Raw genomic sequence first — 21,336 nt, 5'->3', positions numbered from 1 at the left:
AATCTATCAACAGGATTAGTAAATTACTAGCGACCAAGGACTAAGTTTTTCATGCTAACTCGTCAATCTAATGGCGAATTTTATCCGACACACCAACAGGTATGACTTACATACCATTGTCAATATTTTGACTCGATTAGATTATTTACTAATTTCTTATTTATCGGACACTTGAGAATCATCTTTAGAAGAAAATTCAGGTTTGGATAGAACGCCAATTTTCCGTTTCTCTTCAGCTCAATTCATTTCTCTCGAGTTCAATTTGCGTCTTGGCCTTGTTAACAGCCCTTTTTGATCGTTCAAAAAAACAACAAATATCTTGCGATTCAAAAATTTCACATGTAGATTAAATGAAATGTTTATTTCAATATTTGTATTTGCGATATGCCACTTTCATTCATAAATTGATTCAATGTATTACTTCGCTTCAGGGCAAAGAAGGACATCAATAGATGCAAGTGAGTACGAAATATAAGTGAGTTCGAGGTATCAGGAGCAAGGAATGAAAGAAGTGGATAAAAAGCTCGATGTTATCTGCATGGGCAGAGTGGCCGTCGATTTATATGGCGATCAAATAGGATCTCGCTTAGAGGACATGACCACCTTTGCGAAGTATTTAGGCGGTTCTTCCGGAAATGTCGCCTATGGTACGGCCATTCAAGGGCTAAAATCTGGCATGTTGGCTCGAGTGGGTGACGAGCATATGGGGCGATTTGTTCGAGAGGAATTGATTCGTGCCGGTGTGGATGTTTCGCATTTAATCACCGACAAAGACAGACTGACCGCACTGGTCCTACTCGGCATAAAAGATGAAGACACCTTCCCACTTATTTTTTACCGCGATAACTGTGCCGATATGGCGATAACGTCAGATGACGTCTCCGAGAGCTACATTGCTTCGTCGCGATGTTTAGCCATTACTGGTACACACCTTTCAAACCCTAACTCACGTGAAGCCGTACTTACTGCATTATCTTATGCTCGAAAACACGGTGTAAAAACCGCATTGGATATTGATTATCGTCCTGTTCTTTGGGGGCTCACCTCTTTAGGTGATGGTGAAACTCGATTCATCGAATCAGATAGCGTGACCCAGTCACTTCAAGATGTATTGCACTACTTTGATTTGATTGTTGGGACGGAAGAAGAATTTCACATCGCAGGAGGATCCACAGATACCGTTGAGGCATTAAAAGGGATTCGAAACCACTCTAAAGCAGAGTTGGTCTGCAAGCGTGGCCCTATGGGTTGCAGCGTCTTTACCACAGACATTCCTGAAACCTTAGATGAAGGCATTACCGTTAAAGGGGTAAGAGTGGATGTCCTCAATGTGCTTGGCGCTGGCGACGCTTTTATGTCGGGTCTGTTGCGTGGTTATCTAAACGGAGAATCTTGGGAGCAGAGCTGCAATTACGCTAACGCATGTGGCGCTCTGGTTGTGTCTAGACACGGCTGTGCTCCAGCAATGCCAACAAAAGCTGAGCTCGACTATTACATAACGCACGCCGAAAACATTCCTCGCCCAGATGTGAGTCACGAGCTGAATCACCTCCATCGCGTCACAAAGCGAGCAAGAGAATGGAAAGATATCTGTGTTCTCGCGTTTGATCACCGAGCTCAATTCGCAGAGATGGCGCTAGAAGCTAACCGTGAAATTGATACCATTCCTTACATTAAATCATTGATTTGGCAAGCTTACTGTCAAGCTACCGAAGAAGCAGGGCTACAAGGCAAATCCGGTATTCTCTGCGACGGTACTTTTGGTCAGCATGTTTTGAATCAAGCTACCGGGATTAAAGAAAATAATGACTCGATGGTTTGGATTGGTCGCCCTATAGAGCAGCCTTCCTCACGCCCTCTCATGCTTGAGCATGGCAACATTGGTAGCCAACTTGTGAACTGGCCACAAGAGCATATCGTTAAATGCTTGGTTTTCTATCATCCAAACGATGAGCAATCTCTCAAACTTCAGCAACAACGAGATCTACAGGAGATCTACCAAGCTTGCTGCCAAAGTGGTCATGAATTGCTGTTGGAAATCATTTTACCTAAAGACTCAGCGCCATGCTCACCCGAGGAAGAAGGTCAGCTATATACCTCAGCGCTTTCACAGCTTTATGACTTAGGAATAAAGCCCGATTGGTGGAAGTTGCCATCGATAGAGCAACAAGGCTGGAAAGACATCGATGCACTTATTGAACAGCAAGATCCCTATTGCCGTGGCATTGTTTTACTTGGGCTAGATGCACCATTGGATCAACTTGCAAAAGGATTCCAAGATGCCGCTCAAAGTAAAAATGTACAAGGATTTGCTGTAGGTCGTTCTATCTTTGGAGAGCCTACGAAACAGTGGCTAAAGTGTGAAATAAACGACGAAACGTTTATTTCAAAAGTAAAGAATAACTACCACCAGCTTGTAGCAGTCTGGCAACAGCGACATTCCTAATTTATGCGCTAGCAGGAGAAAAACTATGGAAACCATTAACAACTTTATTAACGGGCAGCGCGTAGAAAGCCAAACCGATAGATTTGGGAAAGTGTATAACCCTGCCACAGGGCAGCAGACCAAACAGGTAGTACTTAGCCTAGCATCGGAAGTCGAGGAAGCTATTGAAGCTGCCGCTAACGCCTTTCCAACGTGGTCCAAAACCCCGTCACTTCGTCGAGCTCGTGTCATGTTTAAATTCAAAGCATTACTTGAAGAAAACAGTCACACACTCGCAGAATTGATATCCAATGAACACGGAAAAGTATTTTCCGATGCCATGGGAGAGTTAACGCGTGGTCTAGAAGTGGTCGAGTTTGCCTGCGGTATCCCCCATCTTCAAAAAGGTGAAAGCTCGGCAAACGTCGGAAGTGGTGTAGACAGCCACTCTATCATGCAGCCATTGGGCGTTTGTGCAGGTATAACACCTTTTAACTTTCCAGCGATGGTCCCAATGTGGATGTTTCCTATAGCCATCGCGACCGGTAACACATTTGTTCTAAAACCTTCAGAAAAAGATCCTTCACTTGCATTGATGCTGGCTGAGTTACTGAAACAGGCAGGGCTGCCAGATGGCGTATTCAACGTAGTTAATGGAGACAAAGAAGCCGTCGATGTTTTGCTCACTCACCCGTCAGTACAAGCCGTTAGCTTTGTTGGATCGACTCCAATTGCAGAATACATTTACTCAACCGCATCGGCTCATGGTAAACGATGCCAAGCACTTGGTGGAGCAAAAAACCACTGCATTCTGATGCCAGATGCCGACATGGATATGGCGACGGGCGCTATTCTCGGCGCAGGTTTCGGGGCAGCAGGTGAACGTTGCATGGCACTTTCAGTGGTTGTCGCAGTCGGTGATGATACTGCAAATGCACTGATTGAAGGGCTAGCAAGCAAAATAGCGGCTATGCGAGTTGGTCCTGGGCTAGTAGATGGCAAAGAAAACGACATGGGGCCAGTCATATCCGCAGAACATCGACAAAAGATCATTGGTTACATCGATTCAGGTGAAGCTCAAGGTGCCGAACTCACAATAGATGGAAGAAGCTGCAGTGTGGAAGGGCATGAAAGCGGATTTTTTGTTGGTCCAACTTTATTCGACCACGTTACGCCAGATATGACCATTTATCAGGAAGAAATATTCGGTCCGGTTTTGTCTGTTGTTCGTGTACCCGATTATCAAACGGCACTGCAACTTATCAATGCCCATGAATACGGCAACGGAACGGCTATTTTTACCCGTGACGGCGAAACCGCACGACAGTTCAGTGAAGATGTCTTGGCAGGAATGGTCGGTGTCAATGTCCCTATTCCTGTTCCAATGGCGTTCCATAGCTTTGGTGGATGGAAACGCTCAATATTTGGACCTTTGAACGTTCACGGTAATGATGGGGTGCGTTTCTATACAAGAATGAAAACCGTCACCACTCGCTGGCCAACCAGTGTCCGACTTGAGAAACACCAAAGCGATTTCATAATGCCTACGATGGACTAAAAATACGCTCTGTGCCGCTTTCTCCCCCGTGATTGTGGCGCAGAGCACCTCCCTACTTTACTCGCTCGCTTTACCCCTCAACAAATTACTCTCAATTGAATCTAACGAGAAAAGAATGCTTAAAGCCATCAACCATATCCAAATTACTATTCCTAGCGGCGCTCAAGAAGATGCCAAAGCCTTCTATTGTAACGTGCTTGGACTCAGCGAAATTAAAAAGCCCACAACTCTTGAAGGTAATGGGAGTATTTGGTTAGGGCTTGGTGACGTCGCCATCCACTTTGCGATTGAAAATGAAAATTACCGAGCATTTACATCCGCACATATTGCCTACGAAGTCGATGATCTTGATATGTATAAGAAGACGTTAGAAGACAACGGATTCATCATCAAAAAAAGTATTCAAATCCCCAATGTCAAGCGTTTTGAATTTCGCGACCCATTTGGTAATCAAATCGAATTGATGGAAAGAATCGAATGAAGAAAAGCCAAGTTAACAGTACGTCTAAGTTAACATCCAAAATAATGAAACGGCATGCGATAGGTTGATTAGTACGATCTATTCATACATACATTTTCCGCTTGCCGCTGCTAGCTACTTCAAGGGCGGTGGCATGAATTTTTTCATGGCATCTAAACTGATACGTGGGCGAGTTTGATTATCGGAATGTGTATCCAAACACGCTGATGTACGCGCCCATCTAACAGGTAAATTCCACCCGCCATGCAAGCACTCAATATACATATTAGTTTGTGGATTGAGGGTAAGGACACTCGGACCATAGTGTAAATCAATGTCTTGTCTTGGCTGGTTTGCCGCAGAACGATTAATCGCAAATCTAAGTTCTGGCTTGGCTGTTACCGTCGCCGGTACAAAAAACGTAATCCCACCATTAGCGATAGGTACTAAACGCTTTTCACTGCGAGTGGCATTTGAAGAAACATTTGTCTTGATTGGTGGGCGCGTGAACACCCACTGAGGAACAAACAGCCTTCTCTTGCTCAACACTTTATATACGGCATCAGTAATCAAGTTAACATCATTGTTCGCACTATAGGTGTGGAGATAAAAAGGGGCATTTTGTGTCGCGAGAGCAACTCTTACCCATGAATTAATTTGGTGTTTGATGTCACTCACCGTCAGTAACGCAGGGTGTGCTTTTTGAAATTCAATAAAACGGTGTACCAGATCTGGCCAATTGATGTTGATTCGCGCTCTAGGTCGATTGTAGTGTGTATCTAACTCCCACACCGTCACTACCTGAATTTTGTCGTCCCAGTTTTGTCCCACGAAGGGGTCATTGATCGCTAAGCCATACCCCATTAAGTCTTTTAACGTGTCCTTCCAAAAAGGAACCGTTATTCCTCTAAAACCGACATAATCACTCATAGTGTTTTCTGGCAGCGTCGATTCTAACTTTGCTACAAATTCCGCGGGGTGCTTTTGGCCTTGCTGATCGAAAACATAGCAAATTGGAAAATCCCCATATGACGTACTAATGCTTTCAGAACAATCCAAATCTAAACTTTGTACGTCGACACCATCAACCACAAAATACGTCTCAGCAGCTTTGGGTTGTGCCGCTAAGATTCGATACCCTTTTTGAGACGCGACCTGAGACAAATGCTCAATATCATTTTCAAATCCTCTCGTATCAAACGCGCCACTGAACCAAACCAGCTCCTCTCCAGGGAAATAATTAGGATGTTCACTATAAGCACTGCCGATATCGAACTCTGGCTGATTAAACCCAGTGTTATCTCGTGCGATCGAACCAAATTTAGGCACAAACCACACTAAATTTGCATCTACGGTATCACCGTAAAGGTAAAACTTATGCAGAATATCTGCGGGAAATTCGGCTTCTACATTTTTTAATGAAGGGTCTATGGGAGCGGCGGTCGCGCCACTGTTGAAGACAGATATCAGCAATAAACACTGAATAAGGATGTTTACGATTTTATTGCGCATGGTGATTCCATTTTTCCTTGCAAATATTTTCGTTCTTTTCATTTGGGCAACCAGACTTTATCCAGATACCCAGTAATTTAATGAGTGGTTTAGGTAGTGGGCGCCCCGTTGCAGGCATCCCTGCTGGAGTCGCTCCCATACCAAATTCTTTCTCTTTTTCCCGTATAGCCAACCGTTGGTACAAAATGCTCGGGTCGTTCTCGCTTAGCCATTGCTCTATATGCTCCTTGCCAGCCATGTTAAAAACCTCTTTTGCCCTGCCCTCAATGCCATGACAATGTACACAGCCCGTATCTCGCCATAAACGGTTCCATATATAGGTCAGCGCTTTAGGCGGTATGCTTCCTGTGGGAAGTTGTTCGAAATCAGCCGATACCTGCGAAACAGCCTTAGCTAAGGCTTCTTCATTTTCAGAACGTGAATGTTGAAAATAAGCATAAAGGTCATGAGCATCGTGACGAGAGATTGGCAGTTTGGGCATGGTTCTCCCTTCCACCGCCTTACCATTGGCATATTGGTGGATCCAATCTGCAGAAAATAAACTCATCGCATTCGCGTTATAGCCTGATAGCTGGCTATTGCCATGACACATAGAACAACTCTGTTTAAACAACGCCTCTCCCTTCTTTATCGAGCCTTTCACCTCCAAATCCGATTCATTGGGTATGGCGCCCAAATGCTCATTGATCGCTATCACTTCATCTTCAGAAATATTGGTGTAAGCCATCATTTTAGGGGCATTGCAGCTATTGCCGTCACAGGTACCATGTGGGGCGTTGAGGAATTTGGCTAACGTTTTTCGGTTAACTCTGACCGTTTGTTTTTCAAACATCGGCCATATGGGTGCATGTAAGTAAGAAAGGGGGTATTTCTCCATAGATTCAAGACGTTTGTCCTTCACTGGAAGTGCGACGTATCGTGGATCTGAGATCTTATTTCTGTAGTTGTACGCGATTTCGTCAATTTCTGTATGGCACGCCACGCACTTTTGATCGGTCCATTTTCGAGAACCGTTTGGTAAAGTTCCGACGGGTTTCATTCGGTTATCAAAATGGCAGCCATGGCATTCTTGCTCAATCGCCGTTTTGTAAGTGCGATCATCCAACTCAAGAGCGTATCCATTGAAAGACAGTAAAAACGTTGCGCCTAGCAAGGAAACTAGAACGCAACGAACCCACATACAACTAAAGTAGGTAATAAGAAAAGGCATAGAAAATCAGTACATAACCTCAACGAACGGGGTTGAAGGCACAGGCTCTGAAATAACGATCTTTTCCGATGCTGCTTTTTCTGGAATAACCCAGTATCCAGGCTGCTGGTCTATCACTAAAAAGAGGTCTATGAACTGTGTCCAACGTTGAAACAGAAGCGACTTATCTACCGTTGTTCCTGCATCAAAGCCAAACAAAGTCGGGTCGACATGAGAAGAGTAAAAGTTAATACCTTGGCTCAATCCATACCATCCAATATCGACATGAGGGGGACTGGTTTCCGCTTGATCGGCTGATGTTGGTTCAGGTGATACTGGTGGGTCCGGTTGTACTGGTGGTTCAGGTGGTAACGGTAGATCGTGCTCCAGTACCTTTTGTTCAACCAACTGATTGACAATGCTTGGTACTTCGATGAACACACCAGGTGCGGGCTGATCAGCAGGGTCTGACAGCGAAAACTTTGCATGCATTAGCTGCTTAGTATCGATAAGTTCAAGTAATTGAGCTTCTTTGGCTGTGCTGGTGTTGTAACGAATCACTAAGCTACACAATTTAGGGTAACCAGGTTGACGTGTTGACACAGACGAGTACTCAAATGTGGTAAGCAAGTCGGTTAACGCTTGAGTAGGCTGACAAAGAATTGCATCGTCAGGAACGATGGTCTTTCTGTTTGGTCGGATGTTGTTTTCCCGAGCAAAAGTTGTAAATTCTCCGCTCTGAACACTTCTTGGAACAAAGCTGACCGTTAGTGTTTTAGTTCGGTATTCTCCAGCCACAGGGAGCCGATAATCGTATTCATAATCTCTAAACCAAACGTAACCAGTGCCACGAGTGGTATTTTTAAATGGGGCAAAAACGATGTCACCGTTATCTATTGTGGAATTAAAATCCAACAAAGACAGCGTGTAATCGCTAGCATGCGCCGACACTGCTGAAACGAGTGCGGCACTAGCAAGTAAATGAGTCAATTTCATCATAGGTAGTCCTTGAATTAGCCCACGAACTGCGTGGGCTAAACACTGCATTAGCGTTGCAAAGAGCGATAATCCAGATTATGACGAAAGCCATAACCCAGAGTTACCCTCCGTTACGGCGTAGTGACGTCGTCAACAATCGCGTGACAACCTACTTCGGTGCTCCATTCAACAGGCGTTCCGAAGCCACCAACAACACAGTCCACACTCATTTCAGTTTGTACTGTTTCCATTGACATACCAGGGCTCCAGTTTATGGTTCTGGTTTCGTTACGCTTCAGTACTTGCTTCTCGTAGTTAGCGCGTAGAGTCCACATAGAGTTAGTGCTTGTGTCTACTTGCCCTAACTGTGATTGACTGTACTCTTGGATTTGGTCAAACAGTTCTGCTTGCAACTCCGCTTGAATACCTTCTACAGCTTTTATAAATGCAGCTTGGTTTGGCGCCTTCTCTTCATACTTCCCTGTTTCAGGGTTGTAGTATTCAACGTAAACACCTTTGCCTTCCTGCACGAGCTTTTTAAAGAACGCTTGGATTTCAATATCGACACACGCGTAGTTGTGGTAAGCCGCAAATGTATGCGCTTGTTCGAATGTCTGATTCCAGTCAACAGTAATACGTGCCGCACGTGTCGCTCTTTCTGTTTCCAACTCCCAATCCACGACAAGGCTGAAATAAGGTGCAAGGCTGTTACCTACCATAAGATCGTCTTGAATGGCATTGGTCATATCATTATCAGGTAGCGTCACCAATTGGAAAGGGATATGTACAGAAGCACTGGTTCTGCCACTTGGTACCTTAGCATACGCTTTCTCAACGATAGAGGTTTCCTGTTGGGTACCATCGATGGCGGTAACCGAACACTTGTTGATGTTCACATTGATGGTTTTCCCATACGGATCGGTAACCATCAAAGGCTCATCCACACACTGCACGTCAACTCGACCATCGGCATCCGCATCGATACCATCAACAACAAATAGCGCTGTCCCACGATTCACAATGGCTGGAGCCACTTTAAATCCCGCTTTCTCCGCTTCAAGCTTCAGGAAAGTAACATCTTCCACACGACCCATTGTATTGAATGCGCCACCCATGCGGATTTGAGCTTCACCAGGGCGAAGTGCCGCCCAAGTACCGAACCTTGGCACGTAGCTTGATGCGTTGAAGTTAGGGCGGGTATTATTTCCTCGACCACGGTAGGAAACGTAACCAGATTTGGGCACATACAAAATAAGATCTTTCGCGTGCGAATCTTTATACAGGTAATACTTACTTTCTATCTCAGCCGATACGCTGGCTGGGAAATGACGGTATGCATTGTCATCATTTGGATCCATTGGTGCTGCAGTCGCAACACAACTAAGTAAAGCCGCAGCCATAGTGCTCAGCTTAAGAATATGAGTCCTTTTCATTTTTTCCTCGAATTGACAAAAGTATTTATAATTCAACGCGTTGAATGGAAATTATGCCCAGAGGATAAGTGTAAGAAGAAGACGAGATATACCGATATCACGCTTTGTTCTAAAATTCAGGGTGAAATGATTATTACTCTCAAAAAATTATGAGAGTAAAGCCATATTTATTCGGAGTATTTGATAGGTAAAATTATAGCGTAAGGTATTAATAATTAAGGATATAAATAAAAAATAAATTGATATAAGCAACAGTAAGGTTGGCTCAGAAATGACTTAAAAACGGTATTCTAAAAGTGCTTAGAAACAGCGCCTAATAGCCATCATTTATAAGCTTTTTACTTCTTTATCGAACCACGTATAACGGGTTCACAAGGTAGTGTAATAGATTGCGGTGGTAACTCAGAGTCTGCGATGTGATCGAACAATGTGCCTATCGTCTTTTGAATCATTTCTTCGTATGGCTGCCTAATCGTCGCCAAATTGTAGGCACGACTTTTCGCGAGCCTTATGTCATCCACGCCAACTATACCGACATCTTCTGGCACTCTTAATCCAAATTCGTATCGAATAGCATCCATACCGCCACACGCCATTATGTCGTCAGCGTAGAACAAGGCATCGGGTTTTTCGCTGGAATTAAATATACGAACAGTCGCGTCATAACCAGAGTCGTAGCTGAATTCCCCACCTTCAACGATCTGCCATTTGTCGCAACCTCGCAATATTAGCTTACTTAGAAACCCTCTCTGACGCTCGACCGTTGCCGACGTGCCGACAGGTCCAGTGACAAATGCTGGTCGATTGTATCCAGCATCCAAAATCATGTCTGCAGCCATACCGCCCGCTTCTAAGTTGTCGCAACTCACGACGGTAACGCTGTTCTCATCTGAGTTTCGCCCAAAAATAACGACAGGCGTATTTTGCGCCTTACAAGCATCAGACAACGCTTCAGGTAGTGAAGCGGAAGTGATAATCAAGCCATCTACGTTGTATTCCATAACCAGCTCAACCGCTTCTTTGATATCCATTTCATCGGTCACTTTGATCAACAGGCTGTGGCAGTTTCTTTTTTGAATTTCTTCTGTGAATTGGGAAAGGACTGGCAAATAGAATGGATTGTTGAAATCGGTAACGAGAATGCCAATCAAGCTGGAGCGAGACTTAATGCCTCTCGCAAGTCGGTTTGGCTTGTAATTCAGCTCTTCTGCTGCTGCCATGACTTTATTTCTCAGCTTTGAAGAGATACTGGCTTCAGGGTTAAAGGCTCTTGAAACGGCAGACAAAGAAACCCCAGCACGTTCGGCTACATGTACAACCGTGACTTTACGTACTTTTGACTCAACCTTTTTGCTGTTCTCACTATCGTCCATTCAAACTTCCATATTTTTCGATGCGTGTATTGGGGTCTGTTGAAAATTTCACTCCATTTCATGGCGACATTACAGAAACAGCATGTGACTCAGGTTAACTGTTACCTTGTGACGCCGTGACATTGGAGTCTAACTGAAAATGTTTTCAAAATCTTTTGCTCGTATTTTTCTTTACTACTTTATTTAAAACGGCTCACAAACCGGATGTAACGATCCGCCATTCATTCCGACACATGCAACTGCTCCCTAAAACAGTCACACTAGCGCACCCTGCTCCCTACCGAACAGACACCCTGTGAGCCTAAACCTTAATCTTGATATCTAACCTGCCACCACTCTTGGCTTTGTTGGCAATAGCCAAAAGAAGTGGCGATGTTACTATCGGTATTCACCTGCCAGTTTTTCAACAAGCGCCAAGTTCTCTTTGGTTACAAAGCCCGGACCTGAATTGATGTGGTTTGAAGGTAGAACACCATAGCGATTGAATAAAGTCAGTACCATGACAGGTAGATATCCCTGAAGGTATGGCTGTTGGTCGATTGCCCACTTAATGTTGCCTTCTTTAATGCCTTGCGCAATCTCGTTACTTAGATCAAAAGAACCGAAGTAAATTTTACCCAATTGACGGTTTTTCTCTAATGCACGAAGTGTTGGGTGAGCAGATGTTGGACCCAAAGTCAGAATAGCTTCTATGTTTGGGTTTTTACGCATGTATGCCATGACTTTCTTTTCGATGCCTGTTGGATCCTGGCCTGAATCGATCATTTGACCATCCAACTCTACACCTAGTGCATCAGCAAACCCTTGGCAACGCTCAACGGATGCTGGGTTGGTGATGTAGTGGTTAACACATAGGAACGATTTAATGCCATCGGCTTTCGCACGCTTGCCGGCACCAAAGCCAGCATCATATTCCGGCTGACCAACATGCAACAATGCACCAACACTTTCACTCTGTTCTTTTGTACCAGAGTTAATTGTAACCACGGGTATACCCTTTTTCTTTGCTTTCTCTAGCGGGCCTTTTAAAACATCGTAATCAGCAAGTGTTGTGATGATCCCTTGTGGGTTTGACGCGACGGCTTGCTCAATGATTCGAGCCATATCAGCCAGATCACCCGTTGGCGGGTTTCGGTATTCAACCGATACATCCATGTTTTGCCCCGCTTCTTTAATCGCGGTTTTAATCGTGTTCCACCAAGAATCAGCATCTGGGGCGTGGCTAACTAAAACAAAACGCTCTTCTGCTGAAGCAGTTAAAGGCGTGAATGCTATTGCACTTCCGCAAATGGCTAACGCCAATACCGATGCCTTTTTCGCTATGTTGCTCAATAGGTTGTTCATCCGGATATCTCCATGTGTTGTGAATGAAGTGAAAGTCATCCAGTTCTTCCACTTCTGTTGTTTTCTTATCGACAGAATGTGTTACCTAGCCCACGCTCGACACAGCATCTGCGCGTGCAAACTCGGCCAATTCCGCTTCCAACGTTTCTAACTCTTCGCCACCTGACATCATTTCCAGAATCTCCTCACGAGAGACTTCATCTTTTTTCCATGAACCTAAACTTTTTCCTCGATTTAGCAGCGTAAATCGATCCGCGACAGGGTAAGCATGGTGAACGTTGTGGGTAATTAAAATCACCGCTAAACCTTTACCACGTGCCCTCGCGACCACTTTAAGAACGTTCGCTGATTGCTTAACCCCCAACGCTGCGGTTGGCTCATCCAAAATCAGTACTTTGGCACCAAAATGAATGGCACGAGCGATGGCCAAACACTGCCTTTCACCGCCCGACATCGTACCGATCGGATGCTCAGGGTCCCTTACGTCTATCCCCATATCAGCCAAACCATCACGTGCAATTTCATTCGCTTGTTTGGTATCAAATATTTCAAACGGTCCCCATTTTTTAGTGAGCTCCCGACCCATAAAGAAATTTCGAGTCACACTCATCAAAGGCACTAACGCCAAATCTTGGTATACCGTTGCGATACCTGCGTCCAGTGCATCACGAGGTGAGTCAAACCTCACGGGTGATCCGTTCATTAAGAACTCGCCTTCTGAAGGTTTGTGCACGCCAGCTAAGGTTTTGATTAAGGTGGATTTACCTGCACCGTTGTCACCTAACAGACAATGCACTTCCCCCATTTTCACTTTCATATCGATGTCTTTTAACGCAATCACAGAACCAAAATAGCGACTGACGTTTTTAAGCTCGAGAATGTACTTATCCATAAATTGCTCCTTGAAAACGTATTAACGTGCGCTGGTCACTTTCTTGCGAATAAAATTATTGAAAAGAACGGCAATCAGTAACATCACACCCAGAAATACTCGGAACCAATCAGAATCGACGCCTGTGAAAAAGATCCCCATTTGCACGACACCAAATATCAAAGCGCCAAAAAATGCACCAATCACCGAGCCATACCCACCAGTGAGTAATGCCCCGCCTATAACCGCGGCAATAATCGCTTCAAACTCTTTAAGCAACCCACGGTCAGCAGCAGCGGAGCCAAACTCCAACACCTGACATGCAGCAAAAACCGTTGCGCAGAACGCCGTGAACATGAATAGCGAAATCTTGACCTTTTCAGTTGGTACACCCACATTTTTCGCTGCGTTGGCATCGCCGCCAGAAGCAAATATCCAGTTACCAAACTTGGTTCTTAGCAGAACAAATGAAGCGATAATGGTAATGATGAACCACCAGATCACGACCATGGGTATGCCGCTCACGATCGGCGAGCCATCGCCATAAGCTTCAAGTAAACCGACGTCCGCTAACCACTGGAAAAATCCCATGCCTATTTCCCCCCCAAAGGCGGCGGCAAGAATATCTCCCTCTGCGACTTCGGACACACCGGAAAGGATGGTTTTATTGGTCAACATAATGGATAAGGCGATGGTTAAACCGCGTAAAATGAAGAGGAAGGCCAATGAAACGATGAAAGAAGGCAACCCCGTTTTTACAACGATGTACCCGTTAATAAAACCAATCGCCATTGCACCAACGAAGGCAAAAATAATGGCTAGCCATACTGGCCACCCCCAATAAACCGAGGGTATGGCTATCATCATTCCGGCGAAACCAATCATCGAGCCGATGGATAGGTCAAACTCGCCAGCAATCATCAGCAAACATGCACCAACCGCAATAATGCCAAGCTGTGCGGATACCGTTGTCCAGTTCATGATGCCATCGGCATTAAACATGCCTGAATCCCATGCCACTATGGCAAAAAATAGAAACACCAATATGGTCCCAGATACTGACCCCAGCTCTGGCCTTGATAGTAATCGGTTCAGTACAGAGACCTTGCGAACCCGTTCGTCGTTGCTCGAAGCAGCTTGTGTTGCTTCGGCAGATACTTTCCCTGTCATAAAAATTCTCCACAGTTTTTCGCGCATTTACCTTCTGTGCCGCCTATTCAGTGTAGGAAGCTTCAGGATAAAATTGTTTGTTCAATGAACATCCGACTTCTTTCGGCATCGGTTTTTGCATCACTCTTTGCACTCGGATCGGTATCTTGCTCTACGGTTACCCACCCTTTGAAATCAATTTCAATAAGAGTCTGTTTTACCTTTTCAAAATCAACACACCCTTCTCCCAATGGGCAGAAAATATTGTTGCCAATGGCTTTGTAAAAATCGACGCCATTTGCAACAGAGACTTTGTGAACATCTGGATTTATGTCTTTAAAGTGCAGGTATTTAACTCGGTCTTGATAAGTAGTAAGCACATCACACGGGTCCATTCCTGCGTAGATGCAGTGGCCTGTATCAACGCAAAGCGACATCAAGTCTGGCGGTAGATCGTTCATGGCACGATCTAACTCATCTCGATATTCAATGAAGGTTCCAGCGTGAGCATGTAAGGTAGGAACAATGCCGAAGTCGGCGCAAATACGTCCTACTTCCTTCAGCGTATCCATCATGTAATTCCAGCTTTCGTCTGAGAGACGTGTCGCTGTTTCTACTTGACCGGCTTGGTCAGTACGGGGGGATGAAACGTGGTCAATAATGACCAAATATTTAGCGTTTTGCTGTTGCAGTATCTGACACACTGTCTTGGTTTGATCCAATATCGCTTGTCGGGTATCCATTCTATGAAGATGAACAAACAGCGTACCCGCTATAAGCTCCAACCCTCTGTCTGACAGCTCCTTTCCCAGTGTTTCTTTTTCTTGCGGCAAATAGCCTAAAGGTCCCAGCTCTGTTGCTTTATACCCAGAAGTACTGATCTCATTTAAGACCGTTTGCCAAGACGGGTTGTCAGGATTATCTGGAAATTCTATTCCCCACGAACACGGGGCATTTGCAAGTTTCAATTCCACAATGTCACTCTCTATACAAAATTCACATTTGATTAACAATTAAGTCACAATAATGGAAATGTTTTCATTATGTCAACACAAGAAGGACAAAAAATAATCATATTTGTTTGTTAAGATCTCAATTACGCACAAATTGAGCTCATTTCGATCAAAGAATCAACAAATGTATTGAAAACATTTTCAGGGCAAGGTTATTATTTGATCAATACGAATAGTGAGTAGACAAGGAGTGTACAAATGACAACGGTAAGACTCACAACAGCTCAAGCGCTCGTTCGCTACTTGGCAGCGCAATACATAGAAGTAAATGGTAAAGAAGAATCCTTATTTGGATGCGCGTTTGCTATTTTTGGTCATGGGAACGTGACCTGTTTGGGTCAACAGCTTCTAGAAAATCAAGATGTGTTCCCAACATGGCGCGGGCAGAATGAACAATCAATGGCGCTGGCGGCGATAGCCTATGCACGTGCTAACAAGAGAAAACGCATTGGTATTGCTACATCGTCGGTTGGACCGGGTGCCACGAACATGATTACGGCGGCGGGTGTTGCTCACACCAACCGACTGCCATTATTGCTTTTATCAGGCGACACCTTTAACTCTCGCTTGCCGGATCCGGTTTTACAGCAAACCGAACATTTCAATAACCCGACCCTAACGGTTAACGACGCATTCAAACCCGTAACTCGTTATTGGGATCGCATTACCAGCCCCGCGCAATTAGTCGCCTCTTTGCCTCAAGCTATGGCGACTTTGCTGGATCCTGGTGATTGCGGTCCGGTTTTTTTGGCGCTACCTCAAGATACTCAAGGTGACGCCTGGGATTTCCCTGAAGTATTTTTTGAGAAAAAAGTACACCGAATTCGACGCCCTCAACCCGAATTTGAAGACTTAGAGGCCGCCGCCACACTGATTAAGCAGAGCAAGAAACCGGTAATAGTGGCTGGAGGTGGTGTGTTTTACAGTGATGCGCAACAGCAGCTTCAAGAGTTTGCTGAAAAGTATGGCATCCCCGTAATTGAAACCATTGCAGGTCGAACTCTCTTGCCAGCCTCACATCCCTTAAATTGTGGACCAATTGGTGCAACGGGCTCCGATAGTGCCAATAACATCGCCGAACAAGCAGACTTGGTATTAGCTATCGGTACACGTTTACAAGATTTCACTACAGGATCTTGGACCGTTTTTCGCGATGAGAACATGAAGTTGATCAGTGTTAACACGTGCCGTTTCGACGTTATTAAGCACCTTTCACACCCAATTCAAGCCGATGCCAAAGCAACACTCGAACAGATTAGCCCGATACTAACCCACTGGAAGGTGGACAAAACATGGTCGATTTTCGCTCGCCAAGAGAGACAGAAATGGTTGGATATCGTTGCAGAACGTACCCGACCTTCGGAAACAGCCACGCCGTCCTACGCACAGGTTATTGGCAAAGTGAATCAGCTGGCTTCGCCTGACGACAGAGTCATAACCGCTGCAGGTGGTTTACCTGCAGAACTCAACATGAACTGGCAAGCGAGCCAACCAGGTCAGTTAGATATTGAATTTGGTTTCTCTTGCATGGGTTACGAAGTAGCCGCTGGCTGGGGTGCGAAAATGGCTCTGGATAACAGTGATGCCATTGTTCTCGTCGGTGATGGCTCTTACTTAATGCTCAATTCAGACATTTACAGCTCCGTTTTAACGGGTCACAAAATGATTGTGATCGTTTGTGATAACGGTGGATTTGCAGTGATCAACAAGCTTCAAAACAACACGGGCAACGAGAGTTTTAACAATTTACTGAAAGACTGCACGTCAATCAGACAAGAAGCAGAGCTTCCTAGAGTTGATTTTGTTAAGCACGCTCAAGGCTTAGGGGCTATTGCGGAAAAGGTCGATAGCCTGACGGATTTTGAAGACGCGTTTAATCGTGCAAAAGAAGCAAGTCAAACTTACGTTCTTGTGGTTGATATCGACCCGACGCTCTGGTCTTCGGTTGACGCGTGGTGGGAAGTTGGACTGCCAGAAATAACCGATCGAGAAGAGGTTGTTAAAGCAAAAGAAACTTGGGATGAAGGTCGACGTCATCAACGTCGAGGCATTTAGGAGTAGCCAGATGTTTAACGAAGAAAAACACTTTGACACCCCCATTCGTTGGGGGCTCATTGGAGGTGGACGAGGCAGTGAAATTGGTCATTCGCATCGTGCAGCTGCCGCTCGGGATCGTTTGTTTCAATTTGTAGCTGGTGCATTAGATATTGACCACCAGCGCTGCGTAGACTTTGGTACCAACCTAGGTCTAGAAAAAGACCGATGCTACGCCAACTATAAAGTGATGTTCGAAGAAGAAGCCAAAAAAGAAAATGGGATTCAAGCCGTCTCCATTGCGACGCCAAACGCAACACACTACGAAATAGCCAAAGCGGCATTAGAAGCTGGGTTGCACGTAATTTGTGAAAAGCCTGTGACTTTCCATGCCACGGAAGCAGAAGAGCTTAAAGCGATAGCCCATCAAAATAACCGCATGTTGGCTGTTATGTATGGCTATACCGGTCATGTGATGGTTCAGCAGGCGCGTGAAATGGTGCAAAGGGGCGATATTGGCGCAGTTCGCGTTATTCAAATGCAATTTGCCCATGGGTATCACAACGTAGAAGTGGAGAAAAACTCTCCCGGAGCGAAATGGCGCATGAACCCAGAGGTTTCTGGACCAAGCTTTATCATTGGAGATTGTGGCACTCATGTTTTCTACTTAGCGGAACTGATCACCGGACTAAAAGTGACGTCCCTTTTATGTGCTAGGCAATCTTTCATTGAATCGCGCTCGCCACTCGAAGATAACGCGCACGTCATTATGAATTTCGACAATGGTGCGACAGGCACGATGTGGGCAAGTGCAATTAACGCCGGTTCGATGCACCAGCAAAAAATCCGCATTGTCGGTGAAAAAGCCAGTATAGAGTGGTGGGATGAATATCCGAACCAACTGCGATATGAGATTCAAGGGCAACCTGCGCAAGTCATGGAACGGGGAATGCCCTACCTTCACAACGATGCCGCTGGCGTTAACAGTTCGCGGATTGGCGGAGGTCATGGTGAGGGATTCTTTGAGTCGTGGGCAAACCTTTACCACCGCTATGCCTTAGCCATCGACGCCTTTGAACGCAAAGACACCGACTTTCTTTCTACTCATTGGTACCCAGATATTGATGCAGGTATCAGTGGCGTTAAGTTTGTTGAGTCCTGTGTTGAGTCTGCCGATAAAGGGGCAATATGGGTGAGTTGCGATGACAAATAATACCAACACCCAAAATGAAATACGGTTAAGTGATTGGGGCGAGCATCATGATCGCCCTATCGATGCACTTTGCCTTGGACGAGCTGGAATGGATCTGTATGCCAATGACTTCGGAGCAACTCTCGGAAGTACATCAAGCTACCACAAAGCCGTCGGCGGCTCTCCTGCGAATATCGCTTTCGCGCTGTCTAAACTGGGGGCGCATTCTTCGGTTTTAAGTTGTGTATCAAAAGATGGGGTTGGGCAATACGTAAAAGACACGCTAGATGCACACGCCATCGGCACAAAGTATCTGTTTAGCATTCAGGGAGAGTATCGAACCAGCCTCGCGTTAGCTGAATTTGATCCTAAGCCTGAAGTGGTCATATACCGAAATCTAGCTGCGGATCTCGCCCTGAATTTTGATCACGTCGATGCCGTTGATTTTTCAGCCGTTCGAGCTCTGATTGTATCAGGCACGGCACTGTCGCAATCTCCTTCCCGTGAATCGACTTTGCGAGCGATGAAGTTAGCCAAAGCGCATGGCTGTAAGGTCGTACTCGACTTAGATTATCGCGCTTATTCGTGGGAGAGCGCAGAAGAAGCTGCCGATTGTTACCAAAAAGCCTCATCGATAAGCGATGTCGTCATCGGGAACGAAGAAGAGTATCAAGTTATGCAAGGCAGTGCGCTTCACCATAAAGATAGCGAAGAGATGGCACTCATTGCCGCCCAGATTTTATGCAAACAAGCCGAATTGGTGGTTGCGAAAGCGGGTGAAAATGGGTGCAGAATCTTTGGGTCCGACAGTAACAAAAATCTCACCAGCACAACCCAAGGCATATTCAATGTCATTGCGAAAAAGCCTTACGGAGCAGGAGACGCTTTTGCAGGCGCATTGATTTTTGGGCTATTGCATGGACAGCCCCTGCAAGACTGCGTTGCTATGGGCAGTGCAAATGCCGCTATTAATGTGACTGGGAATACCTGTTCTGATGCAATGTCGACATTACCTGAACTGCTTGAATTCATGCAATCACACAATCACCCATTTTCCCCTCAATTTTCACTGCTAACCAACAAGGAGTCGTGTCATGGGTAAGCATATTCCACCGTTTAATAACAAAAACGAACCCATCATTGATGTTAATGATGACACAACCCCGTTGTGTTACTTCAACCCAGTCTCGTTGAAACAGGGTGAATCCTACCAATACAGCTTAGATAACTATGAAAGTGTGGTTGTGTTAGCAGGAGGAACTTGCGACATATCGGTAAACGAGAAGTCGTTTCCAAGCGTAGGAAAACGAAACTCGGTTTGGGAAGGCGACCCTTCCGCAGTCTATGTACCCGTTGGATCAACAGTCAACATTGCCTGTATGAGCGACTCTGCTGATGTACTGATTGCTGGCGGGTATTACGGTGATGAAGATCGCCCAGAACTCACGCCTTTTGCTGTCACGCCTGACGACGTAGACAAAGTGCAATATGGCAGTGACGACACAAAAACTCACCGAAAAATCAAACACATCCTTGGTCAAAAAAACGCCGACAACCGTGGGCGCTTGCTCGTGAGTGAACTCTTCACCGTTGGTGCCGGTGGTTGGTCAGGATTTCCACCACATAAACACGATGAAGATAGGCTCCCTACTGAAAGCCGTTATGAAGAAGTTTACCAATTTCGTTTCAACCCCGGACATGGCTTTGGTGCTCAGTTTTTATATGAGCACCATGATGATCAAGGACCGGTTTATCACGTTAAAACAGGCAGTGTGATCGCGATAGACAAAGGCTATCACCCAAGTGTGGCAGCTCCGGGTTATGAAATGTATTACTTCACCATTATCGTAGGCGAGACCAGCAAATCTTTGGTGCAATTTTTCGACCCCAACCATGAATACCAAGTGGAAACCATTCCGGGTATTAAAGACATGGTCGCGAAGTTCAAATAAAAGGGAGAGAAAACAAAATGCTCGTATCACTCAATGAGATACTTCCTCAAGCGGCCGACAGCTCAGGCGCTGTCGCTTGCTGCAATGTGTTTGGAATAGAAGAAGCTATCGCGATTGTGCAAGGAGCGGAAGCCATTAACCGACCTGTAATTCTTGCCGTTAATAAAGACATGGTAGATCTAGCTGGCGTAGATGTGATGGCTGGAATGCTGGTTCCTATCGCCAAGAAAAGCCAAGTTCCCGTCGTTGTTCATCTTGATCATTGCTACGAAGAATCGATCGTGTATCAGGCGATGCATGCGGGTTTCAGCTCCGTTATGTTTGATGGTTCTCAGTTGCCTTTTTCAGAGAATTTGTCGCGTACCCAACAAGTAGCAAAAGTGGCTAAGTCACTGGGGGTTTCTTTAGAAGGAGAGCTAGGATCCGTACCCTATGAAGAAGGTCGAGATCACATTCAGTCGATTCTCACCTCAGCAAACGAGGCTTGGCAGTACGCAAAAGAGAGTGGCGTCGATGCGCTAGCGGTATCCGTTGGAAATGTGCACCGTAAAACACGAGCAGATAGCCCTATTGATTTTAAGCGTTTGCAAGAAATTGAAGAAGACATGCCAATTCCTTTGGTTATTCATGGCACATCGGGAATTCACTCTGATGATCTACAAAAGCTCAAAAGGACCCGGGTGGCAAAATTTAACGTAGGGACCACGCTTAGGATGGCAATGGGGTGCAAAGTTCGTACGTTGATGGAGGAAGACTTACATTTCGATAGAAGTCGATTCGCTCTGGCTGCAATGCCTACACTTCAAGAAGAAGTCGTACGCGTCCTGTCACTTCTTGCACCAGACTAGGCTCT

The 21,336-nt window shown here is 45.4% G+C and carries 17 protein-coding genes; 8 read left to right on the top strand and 9 right to left on the bottom strand.

What is annotated here, in order from left to right:
• Positions 1-502: 502 nt before the first annotated feature.
• From iolC (CW749_RS11545) to CW749_RS11535, 3 genes are all read left to right on the top strand, one after another.
• On the top strand, positions 503-2,446 hold the full coding sequence (gene iolC, locus CW749_RS11545) for a 5-dehydro-2-deoxygluconokinase (protein WP_101112276.1): 1,944 nt from the start codon (positions 503-505) through the stop codon (positions 2,444-2,446).
• A gap of 25 nt (positions 2,447-2,471) precedes the next feature.
• A complete protein-coding gene (locus CW749_RS11540) occupies positions 2,472-3,983 on the top strand; it encodes a CoA-acylating methylmalonate-semialdehyde dehydrogenase (protein ID WP_101112275.1) in 1,512 nt (503 codons plus the stop codon).
• 115 nt (positions 3,984-4,098) lie between these two features.
• Complete coding sequence (locus CW749_RS11535) at positions 4,099-4,464, top strand: VOC family protein (protein ID WP_101112274.1); 366 nt, start codon at positions 4,099-4,101, stop codon at positions 4,462-4,464.
• Positions 4,465-4,578: 114 nt separating this feature from the next.
• Here CW749_RS11535 and CW749_RS11530 read toward each other — a convergent pair whose 3' ends face one another.
• The 9 genes from CW749_RS11530 to CW749_RS11490 form a co-directional block, all read right to left on the bottom strand.
• Entirely contained in the window at positions 4,579-5,955 is a 1,377-nt protein-coding gene (locus CW749_RS11530; RefSeq protein ID WP_101112273.1) for a hypothetical protein, read from the bottom strand.
• The gene (locus CW749_RS11525; protein WP_101112272.1) at positions 5,945-7,165 is read right to left on the bottom strand and encodes a cytochrome c; all 1,221 of its coding nucleotides are present in this window, start codon (positions 7,163-7,165) and stop codon (positions 5,945-5,947) included. Before CW749_RS11525 ends, CW749_RS11530 begins: the two co-directional genes overlap by 11 nt.
• A 6-nt stretch (positions 7,166-7,171) precedes the next feature.
• Positions 7,172-8,143: a hypothetical protein gene (locus CW749_RS11520; protein WP_101112271.1), complete on the bottom strand. Its 972-nt coding sequence runs from the start codon at positions 8,141-8,143 to the stop codon at positions 7,172-7,174.
• Positions 8,144-8,253: 110 nt separating this feature from the next.
• Positions 8,254-9,555, bottom strand: a complete 1,302-nt coding sequence (locus CW749_RS11515; protein WP_145997848.1) for a hypothetical protein — start codon at positions 9,553-9,555, stop codon at positions 8,254-8,256.
• A gap of 338 nt (positions 9,556-9,893) precedes the next feature.
• Positions 9,894-10,928, bottom strand: coding sequence for a LacI family DNA-binding transcriptional regulator (locus tag CW749_RS11510; RefSeq protein ID WP_101112269.1), 1,035 nt, complete (start codon positions 10,926-10,928; stop codon positions 9,894-9,896).
• Positions 10,929-11,306: 378 nt separating this feature from the next.
• Positions 11,307-12,272, bottom strand: a complete 966-nt coding sequence (locus CW749_RS11505) for a sugar ABC transporter substrate-binding protein (RefSeq protein WP_180958388.1) — start codon at positions 12,270-12,272, stop codon at positions 11,307-11,309.
• Positions 12,273-12,357: 85 nt separating this feature from the next.
• On the bottom strand, positions 12,358-13,164 hold the full coding sequence (locus CW749_RS11500) for an ATP-binding cassette domain-containing protein (protein WP_101112268.1): 807 nt from the start codon (positions 13,162-13,164) through the stop codon (positions 12,358-12,360).
• 21 nt (positions 13,165-13,185) lie between these two features.
• Complete coding sequence (locus tag CW749_RS11495; protein WP_101112267.1) at positions 13,186-14,313, bottom strand: ABC transporter permease; 1,128 nt, start codon at positions 14,311-14,313, stop codon at positions 13,186-13,188.
• A gap of 62 nt (positions 14,314-14,375) precedes the next feature.
• Positions 14,376-15,266, bottom strand: a complete 891-nt coding sequence (locus CW749_RS11490; protein WP_101112266.1) for a TIM barrel protein — start codon at positions 15,264-15,266, stop codon at positions 14,376-14,378.
• A 237-nt stretch (positions 15,267-15,503) separates the two neighbouring features.
• On the opposite strand from CW749_RS11490, the gene iolD reads away from it, so the two are divergent.
• Genes iolD through CW749_RS11465 form a run of 5 tightly spaced genes read left to right on the top strand, consistent with a single transcriptional unit; the run spans position 15,504 to position 21,331 of the window.
• A complete protein-coding gene (iolD, locus tag CW749_RS11485; RefSeq protein ID WP_101112265.1) occupies positions 15,504-17,360 on the top strand; it encodes a 3D-(3,5/4)-trihydroxycyclohexane-1,2-dione acylhydrolase (decyclizing) in 1,857 nt (618 codons plus the stop codon).
• Positions 17,361-17,370: 10 nt separating this feature from the next.
• Positions 17,371-18,552, top strand: a complete 1,182-nt coding sequence (locus tag CW749_RS11480) for a Gfo/Idh/MocA family oxidoreductase (protein ID WP_101112264.1) — start codon at positions 17,371-17,373, stop codon at positions 18,550-18,552.
• Positions 18,542-19,633: a 5-dehydro-2-deoxygluconokinase gene (gene iolC / locus CW749_RS11475; RefSeq protein WP_101112263.1), complete on the top strand. Its 1,092-nt coding sequence runs from the start codon at positions 18,542-18,544 to the stop codon at positions 19,631-19,633. Before CW749_RS11480 ends, iolC (CW749_RS11475) begins: the two co-directional genes overlap by 11 nt.
• A complete protein-coding gene (locus CW749_RS11470) occupies positions 19,626-20,483 on the top strand; it encodes a 5-deoxy-glucuronate isomerase (protein WP_101112262.1) in 858 nt (285 codons plus the stop codon). The genes iolC (CW749_RS11475) and CW749_RS11470 overlap by 8 nt, the downstream gene beginning before the upstream one ends.
• A gap of 17 nt (positions 20,484-20,500) precedes the next feature.
• Positions 20,501-21,331: a class II fructose-bisphosphate aldolase gene (locus tag CW749_RS11465; RefSeq protein WP_101112261.1), complete on the top strand. Its 831-nt coding sequence runs from the start codon at positions 20,501-20,503 to the stop codon at positions 21,329-21,331.
• Positions 21,332-21,336 lie beyond the last annotated feature (5 nt).

Origin of the sequence: Vibrio sp. vnigr-6D03, assembly GCF_002835515.1 — a bacterium.
Taxonomy (GTDB): Bacteria; Pseudomonadota; Gammaproteobacteria; order Enterobacterales; family Vibrionaceae; genus Vibrio; species Vibrio penaeicida.
This window is presented reverse-complemented; position numbering and strand designations above follow the sequence as displayed.

Bases quoted from the DNA above. Each gene is read 5' to 3' on its own strand.
- CW749_RS11480 (WP_101112264.1), top strand. From the start codon at position 17,371: ATGTTTAACGAAGAAAAACACTTTGACACCCCCATTCGTTGGGGGCTC.
- iolC (WP_101112276.1), top strand. From the start codon at position 503: ATGAAAGAAGTGGATAAAAAGCTCGATGTTATCTGCATGGGCAGAGTG.
- CW749_RS11500 (WP_101112268.1), bottom strand. From the start codon at position 13,164: ATGGATAAGTACATTCTCGAGCTTAAAAACGTCAGTCGCTATTTTGGT.
- CW749_RS11470 (WP_101112262.1), top strand. From the start codon at position 19,626: ATGGGTAAGCATATTCCACCGTTTAATAACAAAAACGAACCCATCATT.
- iolC (WP_101112263.1), top strand. From the start codon at position 18,542: ATGACAAATAATACCAACACCCAAAATGAAATACGGTTAAGTGATTGG.
- CW749_RS11515 (WP_145997848.1), bottom strand. From the start codon at position 9,555: ATGAAAAGGACTCATATTCTTAAGCTGAGCACTATGGCTGCGGCTTTA.
- CW749_RS11520 (WP_101112271.1), bottom strand. From the start codon at position 8,143: ATGATGAAATTGACTCATTTACTTGCTAGTGCCGCACTCGTTTCAGCA.
- CW749_RS11510 (WP_101112269.1), bottom strand. From the start codon at position 10,928: ATGGACGATAGTGAGAACAGCAAAAAGGTTGAGTCAAAAGTACGTAAA.
- CW749_RS11495 (WP_101112267.1), bottom strand. From the start codon at position 14,313: ATGACAGGGAAAGTATCTGCCGAAGCAACACAAGCTGCTTCGAGCAAC.
- CW749_RS11465 (WP_101112261.1), top strand. From the start codon at position 20,501: ATGCTCGTATCACTCAATGAGATACTTCCTCAAGCGGCCGACAGCTCA.
- CW749_RS11525 (WP_101112272.1), bottom strand. From the start codon at position 7,165: ATGCCTTTTCTTATTACCTACTTTAGTTGTATGTGGGTTCGTTGCGTT.
- CW749_RS11535 (WP_101112274.1), top strand. From the start codon at position 4,099: ATGCTTAAAGCCATCAACCATATCCAAATTACTATTCCTAGCGGCGCT.
- CW749_RS11540 (WP_101112275.1), top strand. From the start codon at position 2,472: ATGGAAACCATTAACAACTTTATTAACGGGCAGCGCGTAGAAAGCCAA.
- CW749_RS11530 (WP_101112273.1), bottom strand. From the start codon at position 5,955: ATGCGCAATAAAATCGTAAACATCCTTATTCAGTGTTTATTGCTGATA.
- iolD (WP_101112265.1), top strand. From the start codon at position 15,504: ATGACAACGGTAAGACTCACAACAGCTCAAGCGCTCGTTCGCTACTTG.
- CW749_RS11505 (WP_180958388.1), bottom strand. From the start codon at position 12,272: ATGAACAACCTATTGAGCAACATAGCGAAAAAGGCATCGGTATTGGCG.